At 71.1% G+C, this 21915-nt stretch carries 19 protein-coding genes and 5 tRNA genes; 12 read left to right on the top strand and 12 right to left on the bottom strand.

The window, feature by feature from the left end:
- Nucleotides 1–32: 32 nt before the first annotated feature.
- On the top strand, nucleotides 33–1100 hold the full coding sequence (gene purM / locus HZZ00_RS35950) for a phosphoribosylformylglycinamidine cyclo-ligase (protein WP_070028677.1): 1068 nt from the start codon (nucleotides 33–35) through the stop codon (nucleotides 1098–1100).
- Nucleotides 1101–1194: 94 nt separating this feature from the next.
- Here the strand turns inward: purM and HZZ00_RS35945 are convergent, their stop codons facing one another.
- Together HZZ00_RS35945 and HZZ00_RS35940 are read right to left on the bottom strand one after the other, a co-directional pair.
- Nucleotides 1195–1443: a DUF3073 domain-containing protein gene (locus HZZ00_RS35945; protein WP_180330197.1), complete on the bottom strand. Its 249-nt coding sequence runs from the start codon at nucleotides 1441–1443 to the stop codon at nucleotides 1195–1197.
- Nucleotides 1444–1733: 290 nt separating this feature from the next.
- The gene (locus tag HZZ00_RS35940) at nucleotides 1734–2837 is read right to left on the bottom strand and encodes a Glu/Leu/Phe/Val dehydrogenase dimerization domain-containing protein (RefSeq protein WP_180330196.1); all 1104 of its coding nucleotides are present in this window, start codon (nucleotides 2835–2837) and stop codon (nucleotides 1734–1736) included.
- Nucleotides 2838–3036: 199 nt separating this feature from the next.
- Here HZZ00_RS35940 and HZZ00_RS35935 point away from each other — a divergent pair, with 199 nt between their 5' ends.
- Together HZZ00_RS35935 and bldC are read left to right on the top strand one after the other, a co-directional pair.
- A complete protein-coding gene (locus HZZ00_RS35935; RefSeq protein ID WP_180330195.1) occupies nucleotides 3037–3879 on the top strand; it encodes a hypothetical protein in 843 nt (280 codons plus the stop codon).
- Between the two features lie 555 nt (nucleotides 3880–4434).
- The gene (bldC, locus tag HZZ00_RS35930) at nucleotides 4435–4641 is read left to right on the top strand and encodes a developmental transcriptional regulator BldC (protein WP_003949541.1); all 207 of its coding nucleotides are present in this window, start codon (nucleotides 4435–4437) and stop codon (nucleotides 4639–4641) included.
- 442 nt (nucleotides 4642–5083) lie between these two features.
- On the opposite strand, the gene HZZ00_RS38950 is transcribed toward bldC, so the two are convergent.
- The 3 genes from HZZ00_RS38950 to hrpA all read right to left on the bottom strand — a co-directional run bounded on the left by HZZ00_RS38950 (nucleotide 5084) and on the right by hrpA (nucleotide 9496).
- Nucleotides 5084–5257 (bottom strand): DUF6274 family protein, encoded by a 174-nt coding sequence (locus HZZ00_RS38950; RefSeq protein WP_257585565.1) that lies wholly within the window; start codon nucleotides 5255–5257, stop codon nucleotides 5084–5086.
- 123 nt (nucleotides 5258–5380) lie between these two features.
- Nucleotides 5381–5455, bottom strand: a tRNA-Asp gene (locus HZZ00_RS35925).
- Between the two features lie 96 nt (nucleotides 5456–5551).
- Complete coding sequence (gene hrpA / locus HZZ00_RS35920; RefSeq protein ID WP_180330194.1) at nucleotides 5552–9496, bottom strand: ATP-dependent RNA helicase HrpA; 3945 nt, start codon at nucleotides 9494–9496, stop codon at nucleotides 5552–5554.
- Nucleotides 9497–9647: 151 nt separating this feature from the next.
- On the opposite strand from hrpA, the gene HZZ00_RS35915 reads away from it, so the two are divergent.
- Nucleotides 9648–10658 (top strand): ABC transporter permease, encoded by a 1011-nt coding sequence (locus HZZ00_RS35915; RefSeq protein WP_180330193.1) that lies wholly within the window; start codon nucleotides 9648–9650, stop codon nucleotides 10656–10658.
- On the opposite strand, the gene HZZ00_RS35910 is transcribed toward HZZ00_RS35915, so the two are convergent.
- The 5 genes from HZZ00_RS35910 to HZZ00_RS35890 form a co-directional block, all read right to left on the bottom strand.
- Nucleotides 10655–10993, bottom strand: a complete 339-nt coding sequence (locus HZZ00_RS35910; RefSeq protein ID WP_219013983.1) for a hypothetical protein — start codon at nucleotides 10991–10993, stop codon at nucleotides 10655–10657. The genes HZZ00_RS35915 and HZZ00_RS35910 overlap by 4 nt on opposite strands.
- Before the next feature lie 73 nt (nucleotides 10994–11066).
- Nucleotides 11067–11140 (bottom strand) — tRNA-Phe (locus HZZ00_RS35905).
- Nucleotides 11141–11164: 24 nt separating this feature from the next.
- Nucleotides 11165–11239: transfer RNA gene (locus HZZ00_RS35900), tRNA-Asp, on the bottom strand.
- Nucleotides 11240–11278: 39 nt separating this feature from the next.
- A tRNA-Glu gene (locus tag HZZ00_RS35895) sits at nucleotides 11279–11351 on the bottom strand.
- Nucleotides 11352–11431: 80 nt separating this feature from the next.
- Nucleotides 11432–12970 (bottom strand): metallophosphoesterase, encoded by a 1539-nt coding sequence (locus HZZ00_RS35890; protein WP_180330192.1) that lies wholly within the window; start codon nucleotides 12968–12970, stop codon nucleotides 11432–11434.
- A 93-nt stretch (nucleotides 12971–13063) separates the two neighbouring features.
- Here HZZ00_RS35890 and HZZ00_RS35885 point away from each other — a divergent pair, with 93 nt between their 5' ends.
- From HZZ00_RS35885 to HZZ00_RS35855, 7 genes are all read left to right on the top strand, one after another.
- Nucleotides 13064–13414: a metallopeptidase family protein gene (locus tag HZZ00_RS35885; RefSeq protein WP_070028684.1), complete on the top strand. Its 351-nt coding sequence runs from the start codon at nucleotides 13064–13066 to the stop codon at nucleotides 13412–13414.
- 118 nt (nucleotides 13415–13532) lie between these two features.
- Complete coding sequence (locus HZZ00_RS35880) at nucleotides 13533–14054, top strand: hypothetical protein (RefSeq protein WP_180330191.1); 522 nt, start codon at nucleotides 13533–13535, stop codon at nucleotides 14052–14054.
- 229 nt (nucleotides 14055–14283) lie between these two features.
- The gene (locus HZZ00_RS35875; RefSeq protein WP_180330190.1) at nucleotides 14284–16407 is read left to right on the top strand and encodes a DEAD/DEAH box helicase; all 2124 of its coding nucleotides are present in this window, start codon (nucleotides 14284–14286) and stop codon (nucleotides 16405–16407) included.
- 112 nt (nucleotides 16408–16519) lie between these two features.
- Nucleotides 16520–18028: an amino acid permease gene (locus HZZ00_RS35870; RefSeq protein ID WP_180330189.1), complete on the top strand. Its 1509-nt coding sequence runs from the start codon at nucleotides 16520–16522 to the stop codon at nucleotides 18026–18028.
- 88 nt (nucleotides 18029–18116) lie between these two features.
- A tRNA-Lys gene (locus HZZ00_RS35865) sits at nucleotides 18117–18189 on the top strand.
- A gap of 108 nt (nucleotides 18190–18297) precedes the next feature.
- Nucleotides 18298–19017: a leucine-rich repeat domain-containing protein gene (locus HZZ00_RS35860; protein WP_180330188.1), complete on the top strand. Its 720-nt coding sequence runs from the start codon at nucleotides 18298–18300 to the stop codon at nucleotides 19015–19017.
- Between the two features lie 77 nt (nucleotides 19018–19094).
- Complete coding sequence (locus HZZ00_RS35855; protein WP_180330187.1) at nucleotides 19095–19634, top strand: NADPH-dependent FMN reductase; 540 nt, start codon at nucleotides 19095–19097, stop codon at nucleotides 19632–19634.
- A gap of 76 nt (nucleotides 19635–19710) precedes the next feature.
- Here HZZ00_RS35855 and HZZ00_RS35850 read toward each other — a convergent pair whose 3' ends face one another.
- Both HZZ00_RS35850 and HZZ00_RS35845 read right to left on the bottom strand, forming a co-directional pair.
- The gene (locus HZZ00_RS35850) at nucleotides 19711–20349 is read right to left on the bottom strand and encodes a DUF2637 domain-containing protein (protein ID WP_180330186.1); all 639 of its coding nucleotides are present in this window, start codon (nucleotides 20347–20349) and stop codon (nucleotides 19711–19713) included.
- A gap of 10 nt (nucleotides 20350–20359) precedes the next feature.
- Nucleotides 20360–20533, bottom strand: a complete 174-nt coding sequence (locus tag HZZ00_RS35845) for a hypothetical protein (RefSeq protein ID WP_180330185.1) — start codon at nucleotides 20531–20533, stop codon at nucleotides 20360–20362.
- A 236-nt stretch (nucleotides 20534–20769) separates the two neighbouring features.
- Between HZZ00_RS35845 and HZZ00_RS35840 the strand changes: the two genes are divergently transcribed.
- Entirely contained in the window at nucleotides 20770–21903 is a 1134-nt protein-coding gene (locus tag HZZ00_RS35840; RefSeq protein ID WP_180333844.1) for a dihydrofolate reductase family protein, read from the top strand.
- Nucleotides 21904–21915: the final 12 nt, after the last annotated feature.

Genomic DNA, 21915 nt, shown 5'->3' with positions numbered 1-21915 from the left:
CCCCGCAGTACGACACGAAAGCTCTCACAGTCATGTCTGAGACAACTGGTGCCAGCTACGCAGCGGCGGGCGTCGACATCGAGGCGGGCGACCGCGCCGTCGAGCTGATGAAGGAGTGGGTGAAGAAGACCCGGCGCCCCGAGGTGCTGGGCGGCCTCGGCGGCTTCGCCGGGCTCTTCGACGCCTCCGCCCTCAAGCGCTACGAGCGGCCCCTGCTGGCCTCTGCCACGGACGGCGTGGGCACCAAGGTGGACATCGCCCGCCGCATGGGCGTCTACGACACCATCGGCCACGACCTGGTCGCCATGGTGATGGACGACATCGTGGTGTGCGGCGCCGAGCCGCTGTTCATGACCGACTACATCTGCGTCGGCAAGGTCCACCCCGAGCGCGTCGCCGCCATCGTCAAGGGCATCGCGGAGGGCTGTGTGCTGGCCGGGTGCGCCCTGGTCGGCGGCGAGACGGCCGAACACCCGGGTCTGCTCGGCGAGGACGACTTCGACGTCGCGGGCGCCGGTACGGGCGTCGTGGAGGCCGACCGGCTGCTCGGCGCGGACCGTATCCGCGAGGGTGACGCCGTGATCGCGATGGCGTCCTCCGGTCTTCACTCGAACGGGTACTCCCTGGTCCGCCACGTCCTGCTGAACACGGCGGGCCTGGCCCTGGAGTCGGAGGTGGCCGAGCTGGGCCGCACCCTCGGCGAGGAGCTGCTGGAGCCCACCAAGATCTACTCGCTGGACTGCCTGGCCCTGACGCGCACCGCCGAGGTGCACGCCTTCAGCCACATCACCGGCGGCGGGCTCGCGGCCAACCTGGCCCGGGTCATCCCGGACGGGCTGCACGCCGTGGTCGACCGCGCCACCTGGACCCCCGGTGCGATCTTCGACCTGGTCGGCCGGACCGGGGACGTGGCCCGCCTGGAGCTGGAGAAGACGCTCAACATGGGCGTCGGCATGATGGCGATCGTCCCGGCGGAGTCCACCGAGGTGGCCCTCGCGACCCTGGCCGACCGGGGTGTCGACGCCTGGGTGGCCGGCGAGATCACCGAGCGCGGCGACAAGGACAGTGGCGCCGAGCTGGTGGGGGACTACGCGGGCTGACCCCTACGGGGTGGCGCCCGCGGGACCCCCGCGCGGATAGCACAGAAGCCGGTCGGTGGCTGTGCCACCGACCGGACTGGTGCTCAGTGCAAGGTCAAGCGCCGCGACGGTGTTGTGAGGGACCGTCGTCCTCGTCGTCGTCGTCCTCGTAGAGGTCGGCGTAACGGGAGTAGAGGTCGTCCTCGTCATTGTCATCGTCCTCGAACGGCTCGCCGTTCGGCGGCTGGCTCGAAGTTGATGCGCCCAGTTCACTGGCCAGACGTGAAAGGTCAGTCCCACCGCTGTTGTACTTCAGCTGGCGGGCGACCTTTGTCTGCTTGGCCTTGGCCCGGCCGCGCCCCATGGCTCGACCCCCTCGGTGACGGGGCTCGACGGCCCCAGAGTCTGACACGCGTTCATGATCTGGAACGGACTCTCCTCGGAGAGGCCGGTCCGTAGGGCTTCCACGGTACCTGAGCCCGCGCCCATACGGTACGTCGCCCGCAGCACGCGCGTGTGCACAGGACCTTCGAGGCGCCCCGTCCTCGCTGGTCAGTGGCGATTTTAACCACTTATCGGGGAACGACCCGCCGGTGGAAGTGAGAGTTCTCTCTAAGTTGCCGCCGACGGGTACCGCTCATTTGTGCGAACGAATCAGTGTCCGGTGTGCGCGGCGCGTGCCTCGGCCATCCGCTGCTCGGCGATCCGGTCGGCCGCCGCGGCCGGCGGAATCCCGTCTTCCTTCGCACGTGCGAATATGGCCAGCGTGGTGTCGAAGATTCTCGACGCCTTCGCCTTGCACCGCTGGAAGTCGAAGCCGTGCAGCTCGTCGGCCACCTGGATGACCCCGCCCGCGTTCACCACGTAGTCCGGCGCGTAGAGGATCCCGCGGTCGGCGAGGTCCTTCTCCACGCCCGGGTGGGCGAGCTGGTTGTTGGCGGCACCGCACACCACCTTGGCGGTGAGCACCGGCACGGTCTCGTCGTTCAGGGCGCCACCGAGCGCGCACGGCGCGTAGATGTCCAGGCCCTCGACGCGGATCAGCGCGTCGGTGTCGGCGACCGCGGTCACGCCCTCGTACTGGTCGAGGATCCGCTGCACGGCGTCCGGGCGGACGTCGGTGATCACGACCTCGGCGCCCTCGTCGAGGAGGTGGCGCACCAGGTGGTGGCCGACCTTGCCGACACCGGCGACACCGACCTTGCGGCCGCGCAGCACCGGGTCGCCCCACAGGTGCTGGGCGCAGGCGCGCATGCTCTGGTAGACGCCGAACGAGGTGAGCACCGAGGAGTCGCCGGCGCCGCCGTTCTCGGGCGAGCGGCCGGTGGTCCAGCGGCACTCGCGGGCGATGACGTCCATGTCGGCCACGTAGGTGCCGACGTCGCAGGCGGTGACGTAGCGCCCGCCGAGGGAAGCCACCATCCGGCCGTAGGCGAGCAGCAGCTCCTCGGTCTTGTCCCGCTCGGGGTCGCCGATGATCACGGCCTTGCCGCCGCCGTGGTCCAGGCCGGCCATGGCGTTCTTGTACGACATCCCGCGCGCGAGGTTGAGGGCGTCGGCGACGGCCTCGGCCTCGGTGGCGTACGGGTAGAAGCGGGTGCCGCCGAGGGCCGGGCCCAGGGCGGTGGAGTGGAGGGCGATCACGGCCTTGAGGCCGGTGGCGCGGTCCTGGCAGAGCACGACCTGTTCATGGCCCCCCTGCTCCGATTGGAACAGGGTGTGCAGGACATCGACAGGCGCGCCGGTTACGTCGGTCACTGTGGTGACTCCTGTGTACTAGCGGCGAGTGGGGAGCAGCTCCCGTATGGGTGGCGGGTGCTGGTGGCATGAGCGTAGAGCCTCGACCCGACCACCGTCCGCGCAGTGTTCAGGATCACTCGCACGGGCCCGCCGCGGTCGCCTGACCGTGGCACGATTTGCAGTGTTTCGAGCCGGGTCCGATGGGGAGGGAGCAGGCGTGCCGAAGGTGTCCTCCGTGGTCGTCCCCTATGCCGCCTATCTGCGCGTGTACGAGCCGCTGGGCGCCTTCCCGGAGCCGGAGCGCGACCACTGGGCGCGTTACGCCCGCCGCGCCGAGCGCCCCTCCTACCAGGACGAACTGCGGCGCTCGCTGGCGGACTTGGTGCCCACGCCGCCGGTCGCGGTGCCGGTGCAGGAGAGCGGCGACGCCTTCGTCCTGGAGGTCGACGGGGTCGTGTGCGTGTGCCCTTGGCGGACCCGGCTGCGCGGCTGGCAGGCGCTGGAGGACCTCGGCGACGAGCTGCCCCCGCCGGTGCTGGACGCGGTGCTGCCCCCGGTGGTGCGCCGGCAGGCGGCGCTGGACTACGAGCGCTGGCTCGCCCGCAACCCCGACGCGCGCCCCTGGATCCGCACGGCGACCTGGCAGGTGCCGCTGAACTGGTTCGTGCTGGTCGCGGACGAGGAACGGCGGTATGACAAGGGGACCGCCGAGGTGTCCCCGGCGCTGCGCTACCGCACCCCCATGGTGCAGGCCCGGCGCCGGGTGGCGCGGGCGCTGCGCACGCTGCGGGAGACCGTGGCGGAGGGGCCGCTGACCGACGGACTGGTGGACGTCGGCCGCTGGCTGGAGGAGTTCCACCCGCGCTCCCTGGTCGAGCTGGACTACGGCGGTCTGGTGCACGTCCTGCCGGCGGGCGAGCTGGAGGACGACCACTCGGCGGCGGACGTGGCCGCGGGCATCGACGCGCTGCGCCGGGGCGACGGGGAAGCGGCCGGGGAGGCGTACGCGCGGCTCGTGGAGCGGTGGCGTGCGGTGCGGGACCGGCGTTCGGCGAACTGACGTTTCAACAGAAACACGCAGAACGTGACCTGCGCCACAGCTGAGAGGGCGTTGGACGGCGTACGGTCAAGCGCACTTCACCCAGCTGACGGGATGTCGGTCCCGATCCGGGCGTTTGCGTCCAGAATGGCCGAAGGGTGATGGACCGCACGTACAGGGCCCCTTGCGCCTCTTGCCCCTCCTCGTGCCAAAATAGGACAAGGAGTCCGGGGAGGGTTCCTTCCGTCCAGCTGTGGTGCACTATGGGCGGAATCTCAGCATTGCACGCTTTGGGGGGTCTGATGCCTCCTGATCGTCCTGTGACTGATCGTCACAGTGGCGTGACTGTCCGCTATGGCATGGTCCATCGGCTTCCGTCGCTGATGAACACCTGGGAGGGCAATTCCATCGGTTTGGCCGACCGGGCTGGACAGATGGTGTAGTTGTAGTGCCGAGGACAAGCCGTTCGTCCTATAACCGACTCGACTCGCGTCCGCCATTTCGGGCAACGCGGGTCAAGGTGCAGAATTTAGAGGAAAGAACCGAGAAGGTTCGGTTCTCCCGAGGAGGCCGCTCATGACCGCTCGCACCCCTGATGCCGAGCCGCTGCTGACCCCGGCTGAGGTCGCCACCATGTTCCGCGTCGACCCCAAGACGGTCACGCGGTGGGCGAAGGCCGGCAAGCTCACGTCGATCCGCACGCTCGGCGGGCACCGCCGTTACCGCGAGGCCGAGGTCCGCGCCCTGCTCGCGGGCATCCCGCAGCAGCGCAGCGAGGCCTGACCGAGCAGGCGGAACAACTGAAAACAGGGCGAACCGGCAGGCCCCCCAACCCGCCGAGCCGCCCGAAACCCTAGCTCCAAGCGACGCGGGACCTGCCCCAACAGGCCCCACGCCCGGGCCGAAGAACACGTTGTAGGCAAGCGACACAGGGTGCGTCGTCGATCGCGCTGGACTCCGCCGAGTCCAGCGCGATCTGTTTTGTGCGCTGGTCGGGGGCGGGGCGGGGGCTCCCTGCGGGCGCCGGAGAGGCGCCCCGGGGGCCGGTGCAATTGCACATATTAAATTGACCGGTTGTAGGGCGGGTGTAAGTACCGCCGATCCCAAAACTCATGCGGTGACACCCGTCACATCGCGGGCCACTTGTTGCCTCGGGCATCCGTGCGCTAATGGAAGCGCCGCTTCCAGTCTCCCCTGCGCGCACGGGAGTTGGGGCCGTCCTGCGTCATGTCACGGAGGGCCGTTCGTCCTTGTCCCGGGGCCTGGGCCCCGAGTCCATCGCCAGCCGCAGCAGATGGTGGCAGACGGGACAGTGACGGGTGAGGTGGCGGTACGACGACGCGGCCGCGAGGTGCGCCCTCAGCAGTGCCCGTGTCTCATGCCTGACCGATGCCCCCATCGCCCACCTCCCGAACCCGGGTGCTGTCATCTGGGTACCGAGGGAAGGCGCAGCCGTCAAGGGTGCCGGACGCGCCTCGGGAACGACGAAAGGGCCCCCTCGCGAGGGGGCCCTTTCGCTATGCGGTCCTGACGGGATTTGAACCCGCGGCCTCCACCTTGACAGGGTGGCGAGCACTCCAAACTGCTCCACAGGACCAGATGTCGCCGCGCTCCGCTTGCTGCGTTGCGCTGCGAGAAGGACTGTACAGGAGGTGGGGCCGCCAGGTCGAACTCACCTCCTGTGACCATCCGGTCACGGCGCGGCGGCGTCGATCGCCTTCACGATCCGCTTGTCGGAGATCGGGTACGCCGTGCCCAGCGCGTGGGCGAAATAGCTGACCCGCAGTTCCTCCAGCATCCAGCGGATGTCCAGGACCTGCTGCGGCACGGGCCGCCCCTGCGGGAGCTGCTCCAGCAGCCAGGCGTACTCGTCCTGCATCTCGTGGACCTTCTCCATGCGGGTGGTGTCCCGCTGGACGTTCGTCGGCATCTGCTGGAGCCGCCGGTCCACGGCCACCAGGTACCGCATCAGGTCGGGCAGCCGCCGTATCCCCGCCCAGGTGACGAAGCCCGGCTTCACCAGGGCGTCCAGCTGCTTGCGGACGTCCGTGAGGTTGGCGAGCAGCGCGGGGCTCCGTACGGCCTTCAGACGCCGCTCACAGGCCCCCCAGGCGGCCAGCACCTGCTGGACCTGGCCGACCGTGCGCACCGTGGTGTCCACGATCTCCGCGCGCACCCTGTCGTACAGCTTCCGGTACGACTCCTCGTCCCACGCCGGCCCCCCGAAGTCCGCGATCAGCTTGTCGGCCGCGGCCATCGCGCAGTCGTCGAACAGGGCCTGGACGGAGCCGTGCGGGTTCGCGGACAGCCCCAGCTTCTGCTGGTTGCTGAGCTTCTCGGACGCGAACTTGGCGGGGTTCACCGGGATGTTGCGCAGGATCAGCCGCCGGGTGCCCTTCCACATGGCCTCCGCCTGCTCGGCCTCCGTGTCGAAGAGCCGCACGGAGACCGTGTCGCCGTCGTCCACCAGCGCCGGGTACGCCTTGACCGGCTGGCCGGCCCGCCGCGTCTCGAAGACCCGGCTCAGCCGGCCGATCGTCCAGTCGGTCAGGCCCGTGCGCTCCAGCGCGGGGCCGCCCTCACGGGACGCGGTCGCGGCGGCGGCCTGGGAGAGGGCCTTGCGCGCCTTCGGCTTCAGCCGGAGCTTCAGCGCCTCCAGGTCCTTGTCCTCGGCCAGCTTGCGGCGCCGCTCGTCGACGATCCGGAAGGTGATCCGCAGGTGGTCGGGGACCTTGGACCAGTCGAAGTCCTCCGCCTCGAAGGGCACGCCGACCATCCGCTTGAGCTCACGGGCCATCGTCACGGTCAGCGGTTCCTGGAGCGGGACCGCCTTCTCCAGGAAGGCCTTCGCGTAGTTCGGCGCGGGCACGTAGTTGCGCCGGACCGGCTTGGGCAGCGAGCGGATCAGCTCCGTCACGACCTCTTCCCGCAGGCCCGGGATCTGCCAGTCGAAGCCCTCGTCGGTGACCTGGTTGAGGACCTGGAGCGGGATGTGCACGGTCACGCCGTCGGCGTCCGCGCCCGGCTCGAACTGGTAGGTGACCCGGAACTTCAGCGCGCCCTGCCGCCAGGAGTCCGGGTAGTCGGCCTTGGTGACCGCCTCCGCCGACTCCCGGATCAGCATCTCCCGCTCGAAGTCCAGGTAGTCGGGCTGCTCGTGCCGCTTGTGCTTCCACCAGGAGTCGAAGTGGGCGCCGGAGACGACGTGTTCGGGCACCCGCTGGTCGTAGAAGTCGTACAGCGTCTCGTCGTCCACCACGATGTCGCGGCGCCGCGCCCGGTGCTCCAGCTCCTCGACCTCGCTGAGGAGCTTGCGGTTGTCGGCGAAGAACTTGTGGTGGGTGCGCCAGTCGCCCTCCACCAGCGCGTTGCGGATGAACAGCTCGCGGGAGACCTCGGGGTCGATGCGGCCGTAGTTCACCTTGCGCTGGGCGACGATGGGCACGCCGTACAGCGTGACCTTCTCGTACGCCATCACGGCCGCCTGGTCCTTCTCCCAGTGCGGTTCGCTGTACGTGCGCTTCAGCAGGTGCCCGGCGAGCGGTTCGACCCACTCGGGTTCGATCTTCGCGTTGACCCGCGCCCACAGCCGGCTGGTCTCCACCAGCTCGGCCGACATCACGAACTTGGGCTGCTTCCGGAACAGCGCCGAGCCCGGGAAGATCGCGAACTTGGCGTTGCGGGCGCCCAGGTACTCGTTCTTGTTGCCCTCGCGCACGTCCTTCATCCCGACGTGCGAGAGGAGGCCGGCGAGCAGGGAGACGTGCACGCGGTCGGCGGGGGCGTCCTTCTCGTCGAGGTGGATTCCCATCTGCTTGGCGACCGTGCGCAGCTGGGTGTAGATGTCCTGCCACTCGCGGATGCGCAGGAAGTTCAGGTACTCCTGCTTGCACATCCGCCGGAACGAGCTGGAGCCGCGCTCCTTCTGCTGTTCGCGGATGTAGCGCCACAGGTTCAGGTAGGCGAGGAAATCGCTGGTCTCGTCCTTGAAGCGGGCGTGCAGCTGGTCGGCCTGGGCCTGCTTGTCGGCCGGGCGCTCGCGCGGGTCCTGGATGGACAGCGCGGCCGCGATCACCATGACCTCGCGGACACAGCCGTTCTTGTCCGCCTCCAGCACCATCCGGGCCAGCCGCGGGTCCACGGGCAGCTGGGCCAGCTTGCGGCCGGTGTCGGTGAGCCGCTTGCGCGGGTCCTTCTCGGCGGGGTCGATCGCGCCGAGTTCCTGGAGCAGCTGCACGCCGTCGCGGATGTTGCGGTGGTCCGGCGGGTCGATGAAGGGGAACTTCTCGATGTCGCCGAGCCCGGCCGCGGTCATCTGGAGGATGACGGAGGCCAGGTTGGTGCGCAGGATCTCCGCGTCGGTGAACTCCGGCCGGGCGAGGAAGTCGTCCTCGCTGTACAGCCGGATGCAGATGCCGTCGGAGGTACGGCCGCAGCGGCCCTTGCGCTGGTTGGCGCTGGCCTGGGAGACCGGTTCGATGGGCAGCCGCTGCACCTTGGTGCGATGGCTGTAGCGGCTGATCCGGGCGAAGCCGGGGTCGATGACGTACTTGATGCCCGGGACGGTCAGGGAGGTCTCGGCGACGTTCGTGGCCAGCACGATCCGGCGCCCGGTGTGCGGCTGGAAGACCCGGTGCTGCTCGGCGTGCGACAGCCGGGCGTACAGCGGCAGCACTTCGGTGAACCGGTACTTCTTCTTCTCCAGCGCGTCCGCGGTGTCGCGGATCTCCCGCTCGCCGGAGAGGAAGACGAGGATGTCGCCCTTGCCCTCGGCCTGGAGCTCCTCGACCGCGTCGCAGATCGCGGTGATCTGGTCCCGGTCGGCGTCCTCGGAGTCCGCCTCCAGCAGCGGGCGGTAGCGCACCTCGACCGGGTAGGTCCGGCCGCTCACCTCGATGATCGGGGCGTCGCCGAAGTGCCGGGAGAAGCGCTCGGGGTCGATGGTCGCCGAGGTGATGACGACCTTGAGGTCCGGCCGCTTGGGCAGCAGCTGGGCGAGGTAGCCCAGCAGGAAGTCGATGTTGAGGGACCGCTCGTGGGCCTCGTCGATGATGATCGTGTCGTAGGCGCGCAGCTCGCGGTCGGTCTGGATCTCGGCGAGCAGGATGCCGTCGGTCATCAGCTTGATGAAGGTGGCGTCCGGGTTCACCTGGTCGGTGAAGCGCACCTTCCAGCCGACGGCCTCGCCGAGCGGCGTCCGCAGCTCCTCCGCGACCCGCTCGGCGACGGTGCGGGCGGCGATCCGGCGGGGCTGGGTGTGCCCGATCATGCCGCGCACGCCACGGCCGAGTTCGAGACAGATCTTGGGGATCTGGGTCGTCTTGCCGGACCCGGTCTCACCGGCCACGATGACGACCTGGTGATCGCGGATGGCAGCCGCGATCTCGTCCTTCTTCTGGCTGACGGGCAGCTGCTCGGGATAGCTGACGGCAGGCACGCGCACGCGCCGCTCGGCCATCCGGCCCGCTGCCTTGTCGATCTCGCCCTCGATCTCGGCGAGGACGGCGGCGCGGGCCTCCGGCTTACGGATCTTGCGCGCGCCCTCGAGCCGCCGCCCGATCCGGTGCGCGTCGCGCAGCGACAGCTCGGTCAGGCGGGGGGCGAGGGTGCCGAGGGCGGGGGCTGGATGCGTAGACATACGCGATCCAGGATCTCACCTCGGCCGAAACAGAGGCGACCGAATTGACGCCGGGCGGAGCGGAGGGGCCCCGGACGGCGGGCCGGGGCGCGCGCGACCCGCGCTCCGCGATGAACGGGCGACCCTCACGGCGAGATGTCAAAGTTCCCCTATGTCCGATTCGCGCTGGACGGCATTCAAACGGTCCCCGTTCCTTCCCGCCACGGTCCTGCTCCTGCTCATCTCCGCCGCGGCCGGCCTCTTCGCCGGCTCCTACACCTACGCGATGGCGAACCCGACCCCGCACAGCATCCCCACGGCGGTGACCGGCGCCTACGACCAGCCGCCGGCCCGCCGCTTCATCGCGGGCATGGAGCGGGCCCTCTCCGCCTCGCTGAAGATGCACCCGTACGACAGCCGGGCGGCGGCGGTGCGGGCCGTGGAGCAGCAGCGCGTCTTCGCGGTGGTGGACGCCCCCGCGCACGGCGGGCCGATCACGCTGAACGTGTCGGCGGCGTCCGGCGCGACCGTCGCGCAGGTGCTCGGTCAGGCGGCGGCGAGCGTGAGCAGGGCGACCGGCACGCCGGTGGTGCTGCGCGATCTCAAGCCGCTTCAGCAGGGCGACCCGCGCGGGCTGGCGATCTTCTACATCTCGCTCGCGGCCGTGGTGATCGGCTTCATCGGGGCGATCCAGCTGAGCGTGCACGCGAAGGCGCTGAACCCGATGGAGCGCATCGCGTTCACCGTCGCCTACGCCCTGCTCGGCGGGTTCACGATCGCGGCGGTGGTGGACTGGTGGCTGCACGCGCTGCGGCTGCCGTTCTTGGAGTCGTGGCTGATCCTCGCGCTGACCATGTTCACGTCCGGCATGGTCTTCACGATGTTCAACACCCTGTTCGGGCGGTGGGCGATGCTGCCCACCTGGGGCCTGATGGTGCTGCTGGGCAATCCGTCGTCCGGCGGTGCGGTGTCCTGGCCCCTGCTGCCGTCGCCGCTGGGCACGATCGGCCGCTGGCTGCCGCCCGGCGCCTCGGTGAACGCCCAGCACACCGCGGTGTACTTCCGGGGCGACCAGCACGCCTTCCCGTTCCTGGTGCTGGCGGGCTGGTCGGTCCTCGGCTGCGCGGTCTTCCTGATCTGGCGCCACCGCCACCCGGGCGGCCGCCCGGCGGAACCGGCCTAGGACAGGGGCTCGACCGGCGCGGCAGGACTGGGTACGGCGGGGGCGGGGGCGGGGGAGGGCGCCATGGGCGCGGGGGCGGCCTGCTGGACCGGCGCGCTCCCCAGGGTCATGGACCGCGCGGTGTTGGAGACGGCCTTGATCCCGAGATAGGCGGTGGTCATACTGCTGACCGCGGTGAACGCGGCGGTGAGGATGCCGACGATCACCGAGGTGTCCCCGTGCAACCGCCAGACCCCGACGACCGCCACCACGACGATCGCGACGTTGCTGACGCTCACCGCCAGCAGCCCGTACTTCGCCTTGTCCTGCTCCAGCTCGATCTCGGTACCGCTCATGGTCCCCCCGACCGTGTAGTGCGACGCCGCCATACGAAGAAGGCCCCGTTCGTCGAACGGGGCCTTCTGGCTGTGGCTGGGGCCGGGGTCGAACCGGCGACCTTCCGCTTTTCAGGCGGACGCTCGTACCAACTGAGCTACCCAGCCACGAGGTTTCACGTGAAACCTCAGCGGTCCTGACGGGATTTGAACCCGCGGCCTCCACCTTGACAGGGTGGCGAGCACTCCAAACTGCTCCACAGGACCAAGCTGTTTGTGTGCAACAGTGTCGCACACGGTTCTGCGTGCCCCCAACGGGATTCGAACCCGTGCTACCGCCTTGAAAGGGCGGCGTCCTAGGCCGCTAGACGATGAGGGCTATCGGCCCGCCTGGGCGCTTCGCAGCGCGTCGGGGACGTGAGAAGCATATGGGATGGCGAGGGGGATCGCCAAAACGGTTTACGGCCGACCGGGCGCGGTCGTCCCCGAAGGCCTCGCTCCGGGGCTCGCACCGGGGCTCGCGCCGGGATGGTTGTCATCGGCCAGATGGCGGCTGACCTCGGCCGTCGTCAGTCCCAGTCCGCCCAGCTCGATCGCGTCCCACGCCTGGAGCCGGTGGGTGTCGCGGTCGAAGTAGAGCACCGAGGCCTCGATCGGCGCCGGGTACTTCCCCTCCACCGCGCGCAGCCCGCTGCCCCCGGTCGAGCCCTCCATCCGCAGCCGCGTCCCGTACGGCAGCTTCTCGTAGCCCTCGTGGTGCAGGTGCCCGCACAGCACCAGCGGCACCTCCCCGTCCGTCTCCCGCGCCGCCGCCGGCTCGTGCGCGATCGCCACGTCCACCGGCGTGCCCGCCGCCCGCTGCGAGCGCAGCGCGCTGGCCAGCCGGTCGCCCGCCAGCCGCTCGGCCGCGTCCCCGCCCGGCACCACCGCGCGGTCCGGGGTGAACTGCGGATCGCCCGTCCCCGCGAAGCGCAGACCGCCCGCGGTCACCGCGTGCCCGTCGTCCAGCACCCGCACGTTCCTCATGCGCTCCAGATAGCCCTGGGTGGTCCGGGAGTCGTGGTTGCCCCGCACCCAGACGTACGGCACGCCGAGGTCCGCGACCGGGTCCAGGAAGCCGTTCTCCGCCGCCGTGCCGTGGTCCATCGTGTCGCCGGAGTCCACGATCACGTTCACCTTGTACTGCTTCACCAGCGAGGCGATGATCTTCCAGCTCGCCGGGTTGAGGTGGATGTCCGACACGTGCAGGACCCGGATGGTGGAGGGGTCCGGCTGGTAGGCGGGCAGTGTGGAGGTGACGTCGTAGAGCTTGGTCACGTTCGTCACCAGGCGCGCCAACTCCTTCTGGTAGACGTCGAATCCCGTGACGATGCTGCGCGCGTTGCCGATCACCGACGGCGCCGAGGACAGCAGCCCGGAGAACCTCGGCTCCATCACCGACTTCGGGTTCCAGGTGGCGTACGCCGACACGCCCGAGGCGGCCAGCAGCGTCAGGGCCAGCCCGCCGGCCGCGAGCGCGCGCCGCGGACGCCGGTAGACGGCGAGGCCGAGGAGCCCGGCACCGGCGACCACCGCCACACCGGAGCGCACGGCGAGGTCGAGCGTGCCGTGCTCGACGTCGTGCACCACCTCGCCCTGGAGCCCGGAGAACCGCTCCGGATGGTCGACCAGTTCCTGCGAGCGCAGCGGGTCCAGCTGGTCGACGTTCACGTCCAGGCGCACCGGCGCCACATGGCTGTCCAGGGTGAGCGCGCCCAGCGGGGACACGTTGATCTTCGTGCCGCCGGACAGGGACGGACGCAGCGCCATCGTGGTGTTCATCGGGCCGACCGGGGTCCGTACGTTGCCGACGACCAGCAGTCCCAGCCAGGCGCCGACCAGCACGACTCCGGTGAGGCCGAGGGCGCCGAGCCACGGCCGGGGGCGGGCGGCGAGTTCCAGATCGGGGAGCGGGTGGTGACGGCGGCGGAAGCGGGCTGCGAAGGGGACGCGGACCATTGGTCCCGTATGCCCATGTGCGGGGGCGGATATGCCGGGGGCCCGCCGCCCTCGTACGGCCCTTCGGGCCCTCCCGTGCCGGACAATGGCCCTGTGCTGGAGATGACGCGCGAGGAGTTCGAGGAACTGGTCGCCGAGGCGCTCGACCGGATCCCCCCGGAGCTGACGCGGCTCATGGACAACGTGGCGGTCTTCGTGGAGGACGAACCGCCCGCCGGCGACCCCGACCTGCTCGGCCTGTACGAGGGCACCCCGCTGACCGAACGGGGCGAGTGGTACGCCGGGGTGCTGCCGGACCGGATCACGGTCTACCGGGTGCCGACGCTGCGGATGTGCGACACGCGCGAGGACGTCGTCGCGGAGACCGAGGTGACCGTGGTGCACGAGATCGCCCACCACTTCGGCATCGACGACGCCCGGCTGCACGCGCTCGGCTACGGCTGACCGGCCGCGGCCGACCCGACCGACCGGCCGCGGAGTTGATGCGTACGCGGCGCGTGTCCTCCTGCGGGTGGCGGGAGTTGGGGAGGTTGACTCCTTTCCTTTCCCGGAGGTGGCCGCCGTGCGCCCCTTGTACGTACCTGCCCGACTGGTCGTCACGGCGCTGGCCGTCTCGCTCGCCGCCGGGTGTGTGAGCGTGGCCGACCCCGGCGGCCGGACCACCCCCTCGCGCCCGGCCGGACGGTCCGGCGGTCCCGCCGCGGCGGCGGTCGGCGGCCCGGCGGCGGACGGCCTGGCCGGCCCCGGACGCGTCGAGACGGAGGGCGACGGCAGGCAGGGGCACGGCGGCCGGCACAAGCCGGGGGAGGCGGCCTCGGCGTCGGCCGGCGCCTCCGGCGCCGACAGCGCCCCCGCCCCTTCCGCGAAGCCCCGCAAGAGCCCCGGGACCCCGCAGGCGCCGACCGGGGGCCGGCCGACCCCGGGGCCCACCTCCGCCCCGCCCGAGCCGCCGGCCACCACCCCGCCCCCGCCCGACACGGAGCCGCCCTCGGCCGAGCCGTCCTCGTCGGCGCACGAGGATCCGGGCCCGCAGCTCGTGCAGCGCGAGCCCGCGCCCCGGCCCGCCGCGCGGGCGCGGGTGTGACCCGACGCACATGGATGCGAGCCGTCCGGAGCGGGGATCGGTTTGCCTTCGGGGGGAGTAGGTGCGTATGGTGGTAGATCGTTTGATCCCATTTGCCCGGCGCCACCACAGAGCGCGCCGTGTGGCGCGTACTCTCCTTTGCCGTGGCGGACCGCATTGAGGCGGTCGTGTGCGAATCACGGAGTTGACGGGCGCGTGCCGACGAGACTCCGGAAGGTTTCGCATTCGCATGTCCGTGTCCAGTTTTGACCAGATCGTCGTGTCCGAGAACGAAAACGAACTCGTGGACGAGACGACCGAGGCCACTGAGACCCAGGCCCCCGAGGCCCCCCAGACCACCTTCGCCGACCTTGGCCTCCCCGAGGGCATCGTGCGCAAGCTCGCGCAGAACGGCGTGACGACCCCCTTCCCGATCCAGGCCGCGTCCATCCCGGACGCCCTGGCCGGCAAGGACATCCTCGGCCGTGGCCGCACCGGCTCCGGCAAGACCCTCTCCTTCGGTCTGCCCACCCTGGCCACGCTGGCCGGCGGGCGCACCGAGAAGAAGCGCCCCCGCGCGGTCATCCTCACCCCGACCCGTGAGCTGGCCATGCAGGTCGCCGACGCGCTCCAGCCGTACGGCGACGTCCTCGGCCTGAAGATGAAGGTCGTCTGCGGCGGCACCTCGATGGGCAACCAGATCTACGCCCTGGAGCGCGGCGTCGACGTCCTCGTCGCCACCCCGGGCCGGCTGCGCGACATCATCAACCGCGGCGCCTGCTCCCTGGAGGACGTGCGGATCGCCGTCCTGGACGAGGCCGACCAGATGTCCGACCTGGGCTTCCTGCCCGAGGTCACCGAGCTGCTCGACCAGGTCCCGGCGGGCGGCCAGCGCATGCTCTTCTCCGCCACGATGGAGAACGAGATCCAGACCCTCGTCGACCGCTACCTGACCGAGCCCGTCTCCCACGAGGTGGACGCGGCCCAGGGCGCGGTGACGACCATGTCCCACCACATCCTCATCGTGAAGCCCAAGGACAAGGCGCCGGTCACCGCCGCGATCGCCTCCCGCAAGGGCCGCACGATCATCTTCGTCCGCACCCAGCTGGGCGCCGACCGCGTCGCCGAGCAGCTGCGCGACGCCGGTGTGAAGGCCGACGCGCTGCACGGCGGCATGACCCAGGGCGCCCGCACCCGGACCCTGGCCGACTTCAAGGACGGGTACGTCAACGTCCTGGTCGCCACCGACGTCGCCGCCCGCGGCATCCACGTCGACGGCATCGACCTGGTGCTGAACGTCGACCCGGCCGGCGACCACAAGGACTACCTGCACCGCGCGGGCCGCACCGCGCGTGCGGGCCGCACCGGCACCGTCGTCTCGCTGTCCCTGCCGCACCAGCGGCGCCAGATCTTCCGCCTGATGGAGGACGCGGGCGTCGACGCGGCCCGGCACATCATCCAGGGCGGCGCCGCCTTCGACCCGGAGGTCGCCGAGATCACCGGCGCCCGCTCCATGACCGAGGTCCAGGCCGAGTCCGCCGGCAACGCCGCGCAGCAGGCCGAGCGCGAGGTCGTCCAGCTGACCAAGCAGCTGGAGCGCGCCCAGCGCCGCGCGACCGAGCTGCGCGAGGAGGCCGACCGCCTGGTGGCCCGCGTCGCCCGCGAGCGCGGCGAGGACCCGGAGACCGCGGTGGCCGAGGCGCAGGCATCGGCGGCCGAGGAGCTGGCCGTGGCCGAGGAGCCGGCGGCGCAGCAGGCCGAGCGCGAGGAGCGTCCGGCGGCTTCGGCGCCGTACGAGCGCCGGGAGCGGCGCGGCTACGACCGTGACCGCGGCGAGCGGGGCTTCGAGCGCCGTGACGACCGTCGTGACGACCGTGGTGGCCGTTCCTTCGAGCGTCGTGACGACCGCCGTCCGTTCGGCGACCGTGACCGTGACCGTCGTGACGACCGTGGCGGCCGTTCCTTCGAGCGTCGTGACGACCGCCGTCCGTTCGGCGACCGCGACCGTGACCGTCGTGACGACCGCGGCGGCCGCTCTTTCGAGCGTCGTGACGACCGCCGTGACGACCGTGGTGGCCGTTCCTTCGAGCGTCGTGACGACCGCCGTCCGTTCGGCGACCGCGACCGTGACCGTCGTGACGACCGCGGCGGCCGCTCCTTCGAGCGCCGTGACGACCGTGGCGGCTTCCGCCGTGACGACCGTGGCGGCCACCGGGGCAGCGACCGTCCCTTCAACCGCGACCGCCGCGACGACCGTCCGGGCTTCCGCTCCGGTGGTCACGACCGCCCCTACGGCCGTCGTGACGACCACCGCGGCACCGGCTCCTCCTTCGGCCGCCGTGACGACAAGCCGCGCTGGAAGCGCAACGGCTGACCCCGGCTCCGCCCCTGCCCGAAGGGCCCGCACGACATGGTCGTGCGGGCCCTTCCGCATGCCGCCTTCGAGTGACGCATGTCACGCGGGCGACGGGGGAATTGCTGGGGGCATGACAGATGAAGACGCGACAGCGGGTGTGCCGTCGGACGAGGAACGGCTGGCCCAGCTCGGTTACACGCAGGTCCTCGCCCGCCGGATGTCGGCGTTCGCCAACTACGCGGTGTCCTTCACGATCATCTCGGTCCTGTCGGGCTGCCTGACCCTGTACTCCTTCGGCATGGCCACGGGCGGCCCCGCCGTGATCACCTGGGGCTGGGTCGCGGTCGGTCTGATGACGCTGCTCGTGGGTCTGTCGATGGCCGAGATCTGCTCGGCGTACCCGACCTCGGCCGGCCTGTACTTCTGGGCCCACCGGCTGGCGCCGCCCCGCTCGGCGGCGGCCTGGGCGTGGTTCACGGGCTGGTTCAACGTGCTGGGCCAGGTCGCGGTCACCGCGGGCATCGACTTCGGCGCGGCCTCCTTCCTCGGGGCCTATCTGAACCTCCAGTTCGGCTTCGAGGTCACCCGCGGCCGCACCGTCCTGCTCTTCGCCGCCATCCTGCTGCTGCACGGCCTGCTGAACACCTTCGGCGTGCGGATCGTCGCCGTCCTGAACAGCGTGAGCGTGTGGTGGCACGTGCTCGGGGTGCTGGTCATCGTGGGCGCGCTGGCCGCCGTACCCGACCACCACCGATCGGCGGGCTTCGTCTTCACGCACTTCGTCAACGAGACCGGCTGGGGCAGCGGCGCCTACGTGGTCCTCCTCGGCCTGCTGATGGCCCAGTACACCTTCACCGGCTACGACGCCTCCGCCCATATGACCGAGGAGACGCACGACGCGGCCACGGCGGGCCCGAAGGGCATCGTGCGCTCCATCTGGACGTCCTGGATCGCGGGCTTCGTCCTGCTGCTCGGCTTCACCTTCGCCATCCAGTCGTACGACAAGGAGCTGGCGTCCCCCACCGGCGCCCCGCCGGCCCAGATCCTCCTGGACGCGCTCGGCGCCACCTCCGGCAAGCTGCTGCTCCTGGTGGTGATCGGCGCCCAGCTCTTCTGCGGGATGGCCTCCGTCACCGCCAACAGCCGGATGATCTACGCCTTCTCGCGCGACGGCGCGCTGCCGTTCTCCCGTGTCTGGCACACGGTCAGCCCGCGCACCCGGACCCCCGTCGCGGCGGTCTGGCTGGCCGCGCTGGCCGCCCTGGCCCTCGGCCTGCCCTACCTGATCAACTCGACGGCGTACGCGGCGGTGACGTCCATCGCGGTGATCGGGCTCTACATCGCGTACGTCGTGCCGACCTTCCTGCGGGTCCGCAAGGGCGCGGCGTTCGAGCAGGGGCCGTGGCACCTGGGCCGCTGGTCGGGGCCGATCGGGGTGATCTCGGTGCTGTGGGTCGTGGCGATCACGATCCTCTTCATGCTCCCGCAGGTCTCCCCCGTCACCTGGAAGACCTTCAACTACGCCCCCGTCGCCGTGCTCGTCGTCCTCGGCTTCGCCGCCACCTGGTGGCTCGCCTCGGCCCGCCACTGGTTCCTCGGCGCCACCCGCGCCCCCGCGCCCGACCCCGTCGAAAAGTAGCCATCAGCCGCCACGACGCGGCCGGGTCGCCGATACCCGATCGGAGACCCGGCCCTCTGCGGCTATGCTCGGACAGGCAACATCGCCTGGGCCCTTAGCTCAATTGGCAGAGCAGTGGACTTTTAATCCATTGGTTGTGGGTTCGAGTCCCACAGGGCCTACCCCTCACAGGCGGGCCTCGCGCCCCCTGGCCTGTGTCACGGCGCCCGAGTCGGTACGGTCCGGCCCGGGCGCCGCGCCGTTCGCCCGAAGAAGGGGGTCCCCCGATCGTGCGGGACGTGCTGAACCTCTGGCGGCACCGGCTGGGGGAGGTACCCGAGTCCGTGTGGGGACGCGGGGAGCTGGAGGTACTGATCCTCGCGGACAACGGCCTGACCGAGCTGCCACGCCGTATCGGGCGGCTGAGCCGGCTGCGCACGCTGGACCTCGGCCACAACCGGCTCGCCTCGGTACCGGACGAGCTGGGGGACCTCGTCGGGCTCGGGGACTTCCTCTATCTGCACGACAACGAGCTGTCGGAGCTTCCGGAGTCCCTGGGGAACCTGACGCGGCTGCGGTACCTCAACGTCGGCGAGAACGCGCTCACGGCCCTGCCCGAGGCGATCGGCCGGATGGCCGGGCTCGTCGAGCTGCGGGCACAGCACAACCGGCTGACCGCGCTGCCCGAGGGCATCGGGGGCCTTCGGCGGCTGCGTGAGCTGTGGCTGCGGGGCAACGCGATCGAGGCGCTGCCCCCGTCCACGGCCGGCCTGCGCGAACTGCGCCACCTGGACCTGCGGGAGAACGCCCTGCCCGAACTCCCGGCGGTCCTGGCCGCGCTGCCCCGGCTGCGCCACCTCGACGTCCGCGGCAACCGTGTCACCCGGCTCCCGGACTGGCTCCCCGCCCTGCCCGCCCTGGAGAAACTGGACCTGCGCTGGAACCCGTGCGAACCCTCCGCCCGGCTGCTGGACGAGCTGGAGCGGCGGGGCTGTGTCGTCCTCTTCTAGACGCAGGCCCCGTTTCCGGGAACGGCTCCGGACGTACGGACGCGTCAACTCCGGTACGGATCGGTATCGTTGGCCGGATGACCGAACTTCCGGTGATCCTGTTGTTGTCGGGGAGCCTGCGCGGCGGTTCCAGTAACGAGGCGTTGTTGCGGACCGCGCGGGCCGTGGCGCCGGAGGCGGGGGTGCGGGGCGAGCTGTACGACGGGCTGGCGCGGCTTCCGCACTTCAATCCGGACGACGACACCGAGCCGCTGCCGGCGCCGGTGGCGGGGCTCCGGGAGGCGATCGGGCGGGCGGCCGGGATGCTGATCTGCACGCCGGAGTACGCGGGCACCCTGCCGGGGTCGTTCAAGAACCTGCTGGACTGGACGGTCGGCGGCGTCGAGATCAGTGACAAGCCGGTCGGCTGGGTGAACGCGGCGGCGCCGGGGCGGGGCGAGGGTGCCGAGGCCACGCTGCGGTCCGTGCTCGGCTACACCGGCGCCCGTGTCCTGGACGCGGCCTGTGTGAGGGTGCCGGTGGAGCGGGGGATGGTCGGGGAGGACGGGCTCATCGCCGACCCACGGGCCCGGCAGCGGCTCGGCGAGGTGCTCGCGCTGCTGGCGGCGGCCGGTTAGGGCCCTTCTCCCGGACCGGGGCCGGGGGGCTGTGCGGGTGCCGTCGTCGTCGCGGCACCCGGTCACCGTCCCGTCCTCACCCGCGCAGTACGTCGTTGCGCCGGCCGTGGGCGGCGTGGCGGGGGCGGGTCACCTTGGAGGAGACCTGGCCGACGATCTCCCAGAAACACACCAGCGCGGTGATCGGCGGAATTCCGAAAATGATCAGCGCCAGCGGGGAATGTGCCGCGTGGCTGACGCACAGGCCGACCGCCATCGCGGAGGCACCCAGCAGAACTCCCCAGGAACGCCGGGCACTTCGGCTCTGCACGGTCGCCCGGAGAATGGACAACGCCGCCACGAGCCATGGTCCGTACACGGTCAGGGGCCACCACCGTGCCAGCCGCATCGGCAGCACCGAGGAAGCGGTGGCGCGGAGTTGGGCGTAGGAATAGGAAAAGGACCAGCCCAGCATGCAGATCGCGCACACCGAGATCGTCGCGATCAGCAGTGTGACGTGTGCGCTGCGCTGGTTCTCACGCGGTGATCCGGGTTCCGTGCGGATGCGCCGGCGGTTCTTCCGGTGGCTGGACCTGCCGTGCGGCGGAGCCGGGGCGGGATTCGCGGCGGACGCGCCGGACAGCATCTGGGCCAGCTCTTCGACCGGGTCCCACTGCATCTCAAGCGTGCTGAACTCATAGTCACACAAAACGTCTTCATCGTGAATCCTGTCCATGGGCCGGGTCCTAGAGCCTCACCATTGCCCGCAGGTACTCACTCTCCAGCTGACTGATTCTCTTCAGGAAATCGTCGAGGAGATCGGAGCAGCCGTCGGTGAACACCTCGCCTTCCTTGCTTTCCAGCCGGAACGTGACCGGCGAGTGGAGATTCAACGCGGTGCGTCTCTCAATGCGTGCCACGGTCAGCTAACGAGCCTCTCGGGAGGAGGGGGTGTGGGGCATTCGGGTGCTTCTGTAACTCGAAAGCGGGGTCCGGCGGTCGTATGACAGCAACTGGCGAAAATACGAATGCCGTTTCGGGAGCCCGCTGTCCTTCGGCGGGCACGACCGGGGACGCGCGCCCCCGGGGAGCGGGCCGGGCGACGGCGGGCCGCACACTTGAGCCGATGAGCACCGAGCGAGCCTTCACCGAGTCCATGCCGTACCCGTACGTCCTGCTGTCCGCCGCCGTCTCCCTCGACGGCTGCCTGGACGACACCGGACCCGAGCGGCTGCTGCTGTCCGGGCCGGCCGACTTCGACCGGGTCGACGCGGTACGGGCCTCGGCCGACGCCCTCCTGGTCGGCGCCGGCACGATCCGCGCCGACAACCCCCGGCTGCTGGTCGGCTCGCCCGAGCGCCGTGCCGCCCGGCTCGCCGAGGGGCGGCCGGAGCACCCGCTGAAGGTCACCGTCACCGCCACCGGCGACCTCGACCCCACCGCCCGGTTCTGGCACACCGGGGGCGACAAGCTCGTCTACACGACCGACCGCGGCGCCGCGCGGGCCGCCCGGCTGCTCGGCGGTGCCGCCGACGTCGTCCCGCTCGGCCCGGACCTCGACTGGCGGGCCCTGCTCGGCCATCTGCGCGCCGAGCGCGGGGTCGGCCGGCTGATGGTGGAGGGCGGGGGCACCGTGCACACCCAGCTCCTGCGGCAGGGGCTGGCCGACGAGCTCCAGCTGGCGGTCGCACCGCTGATCGTCGGCGACCCACGGGCCCCGCGGCTGTTCGGGCCCGGCCGCTACCAGGAGGGACGGCTGCGCCTGGTGGAGACCCGGCGGATCGAGGACGTCGTCCTGATGCGCTACGAGCCCACCGCGCCCGGCACCGGCCCGCTGCCCGCCGCCGCCGACCGGCACTGGCTGCGCACCGCCTGCGAGCTGGCCGCCCTGTGCCCGCCCTCCGGGACGGCCTTCAGCGTCGGCGCGGTCGTGGTCGCCGCCGACGGCACCGAGCTGGCCCGCGGCCACTCCCGGGAAGGGGACGACCCCGTGGTGCACGCCGAGGAGGCGGCGCTCGCCAAGATCGACCCCGCCGACCCGCGGCTGCCCGGCGCCACCGTCTACAGCAGCCTGGAGCCCTGCGCCCGCCGCGCCTCCCGCCCCGCGCCCTGCTCCGAGCTGATCCTGCGGTCCGGGGTGCGCCGGGTGGTGACCGCCTGGCGGGAGCCCGACACCTTCGTCGCGGGCGCCGACGGCACCGGTGTGCTGGTCCGCGGGGGCGCCGAGGTCGTCGTCCTGCCCGCGTACGAGGCCCTCGCCAAGGCCCCGAACCGGCATCTGCTCGGCTGAGCCGGACGGCCC

The sequence above is a fragment of the Streptomyces sp. NEAU-sy36 genome (assembly GCF_013423905.1).
Classification (GTDB): domain Bacteria; phylum Actinomycetota; class Actinomycetes; order Streptomycetales; family Streptomycetaceae; genus Streptomyces; species Streptomyces misionensis.
Note: the sequence above shows the minus strand (reverse complement) of the source record. Positions and strands in the feature narration are given on the sequence as shown.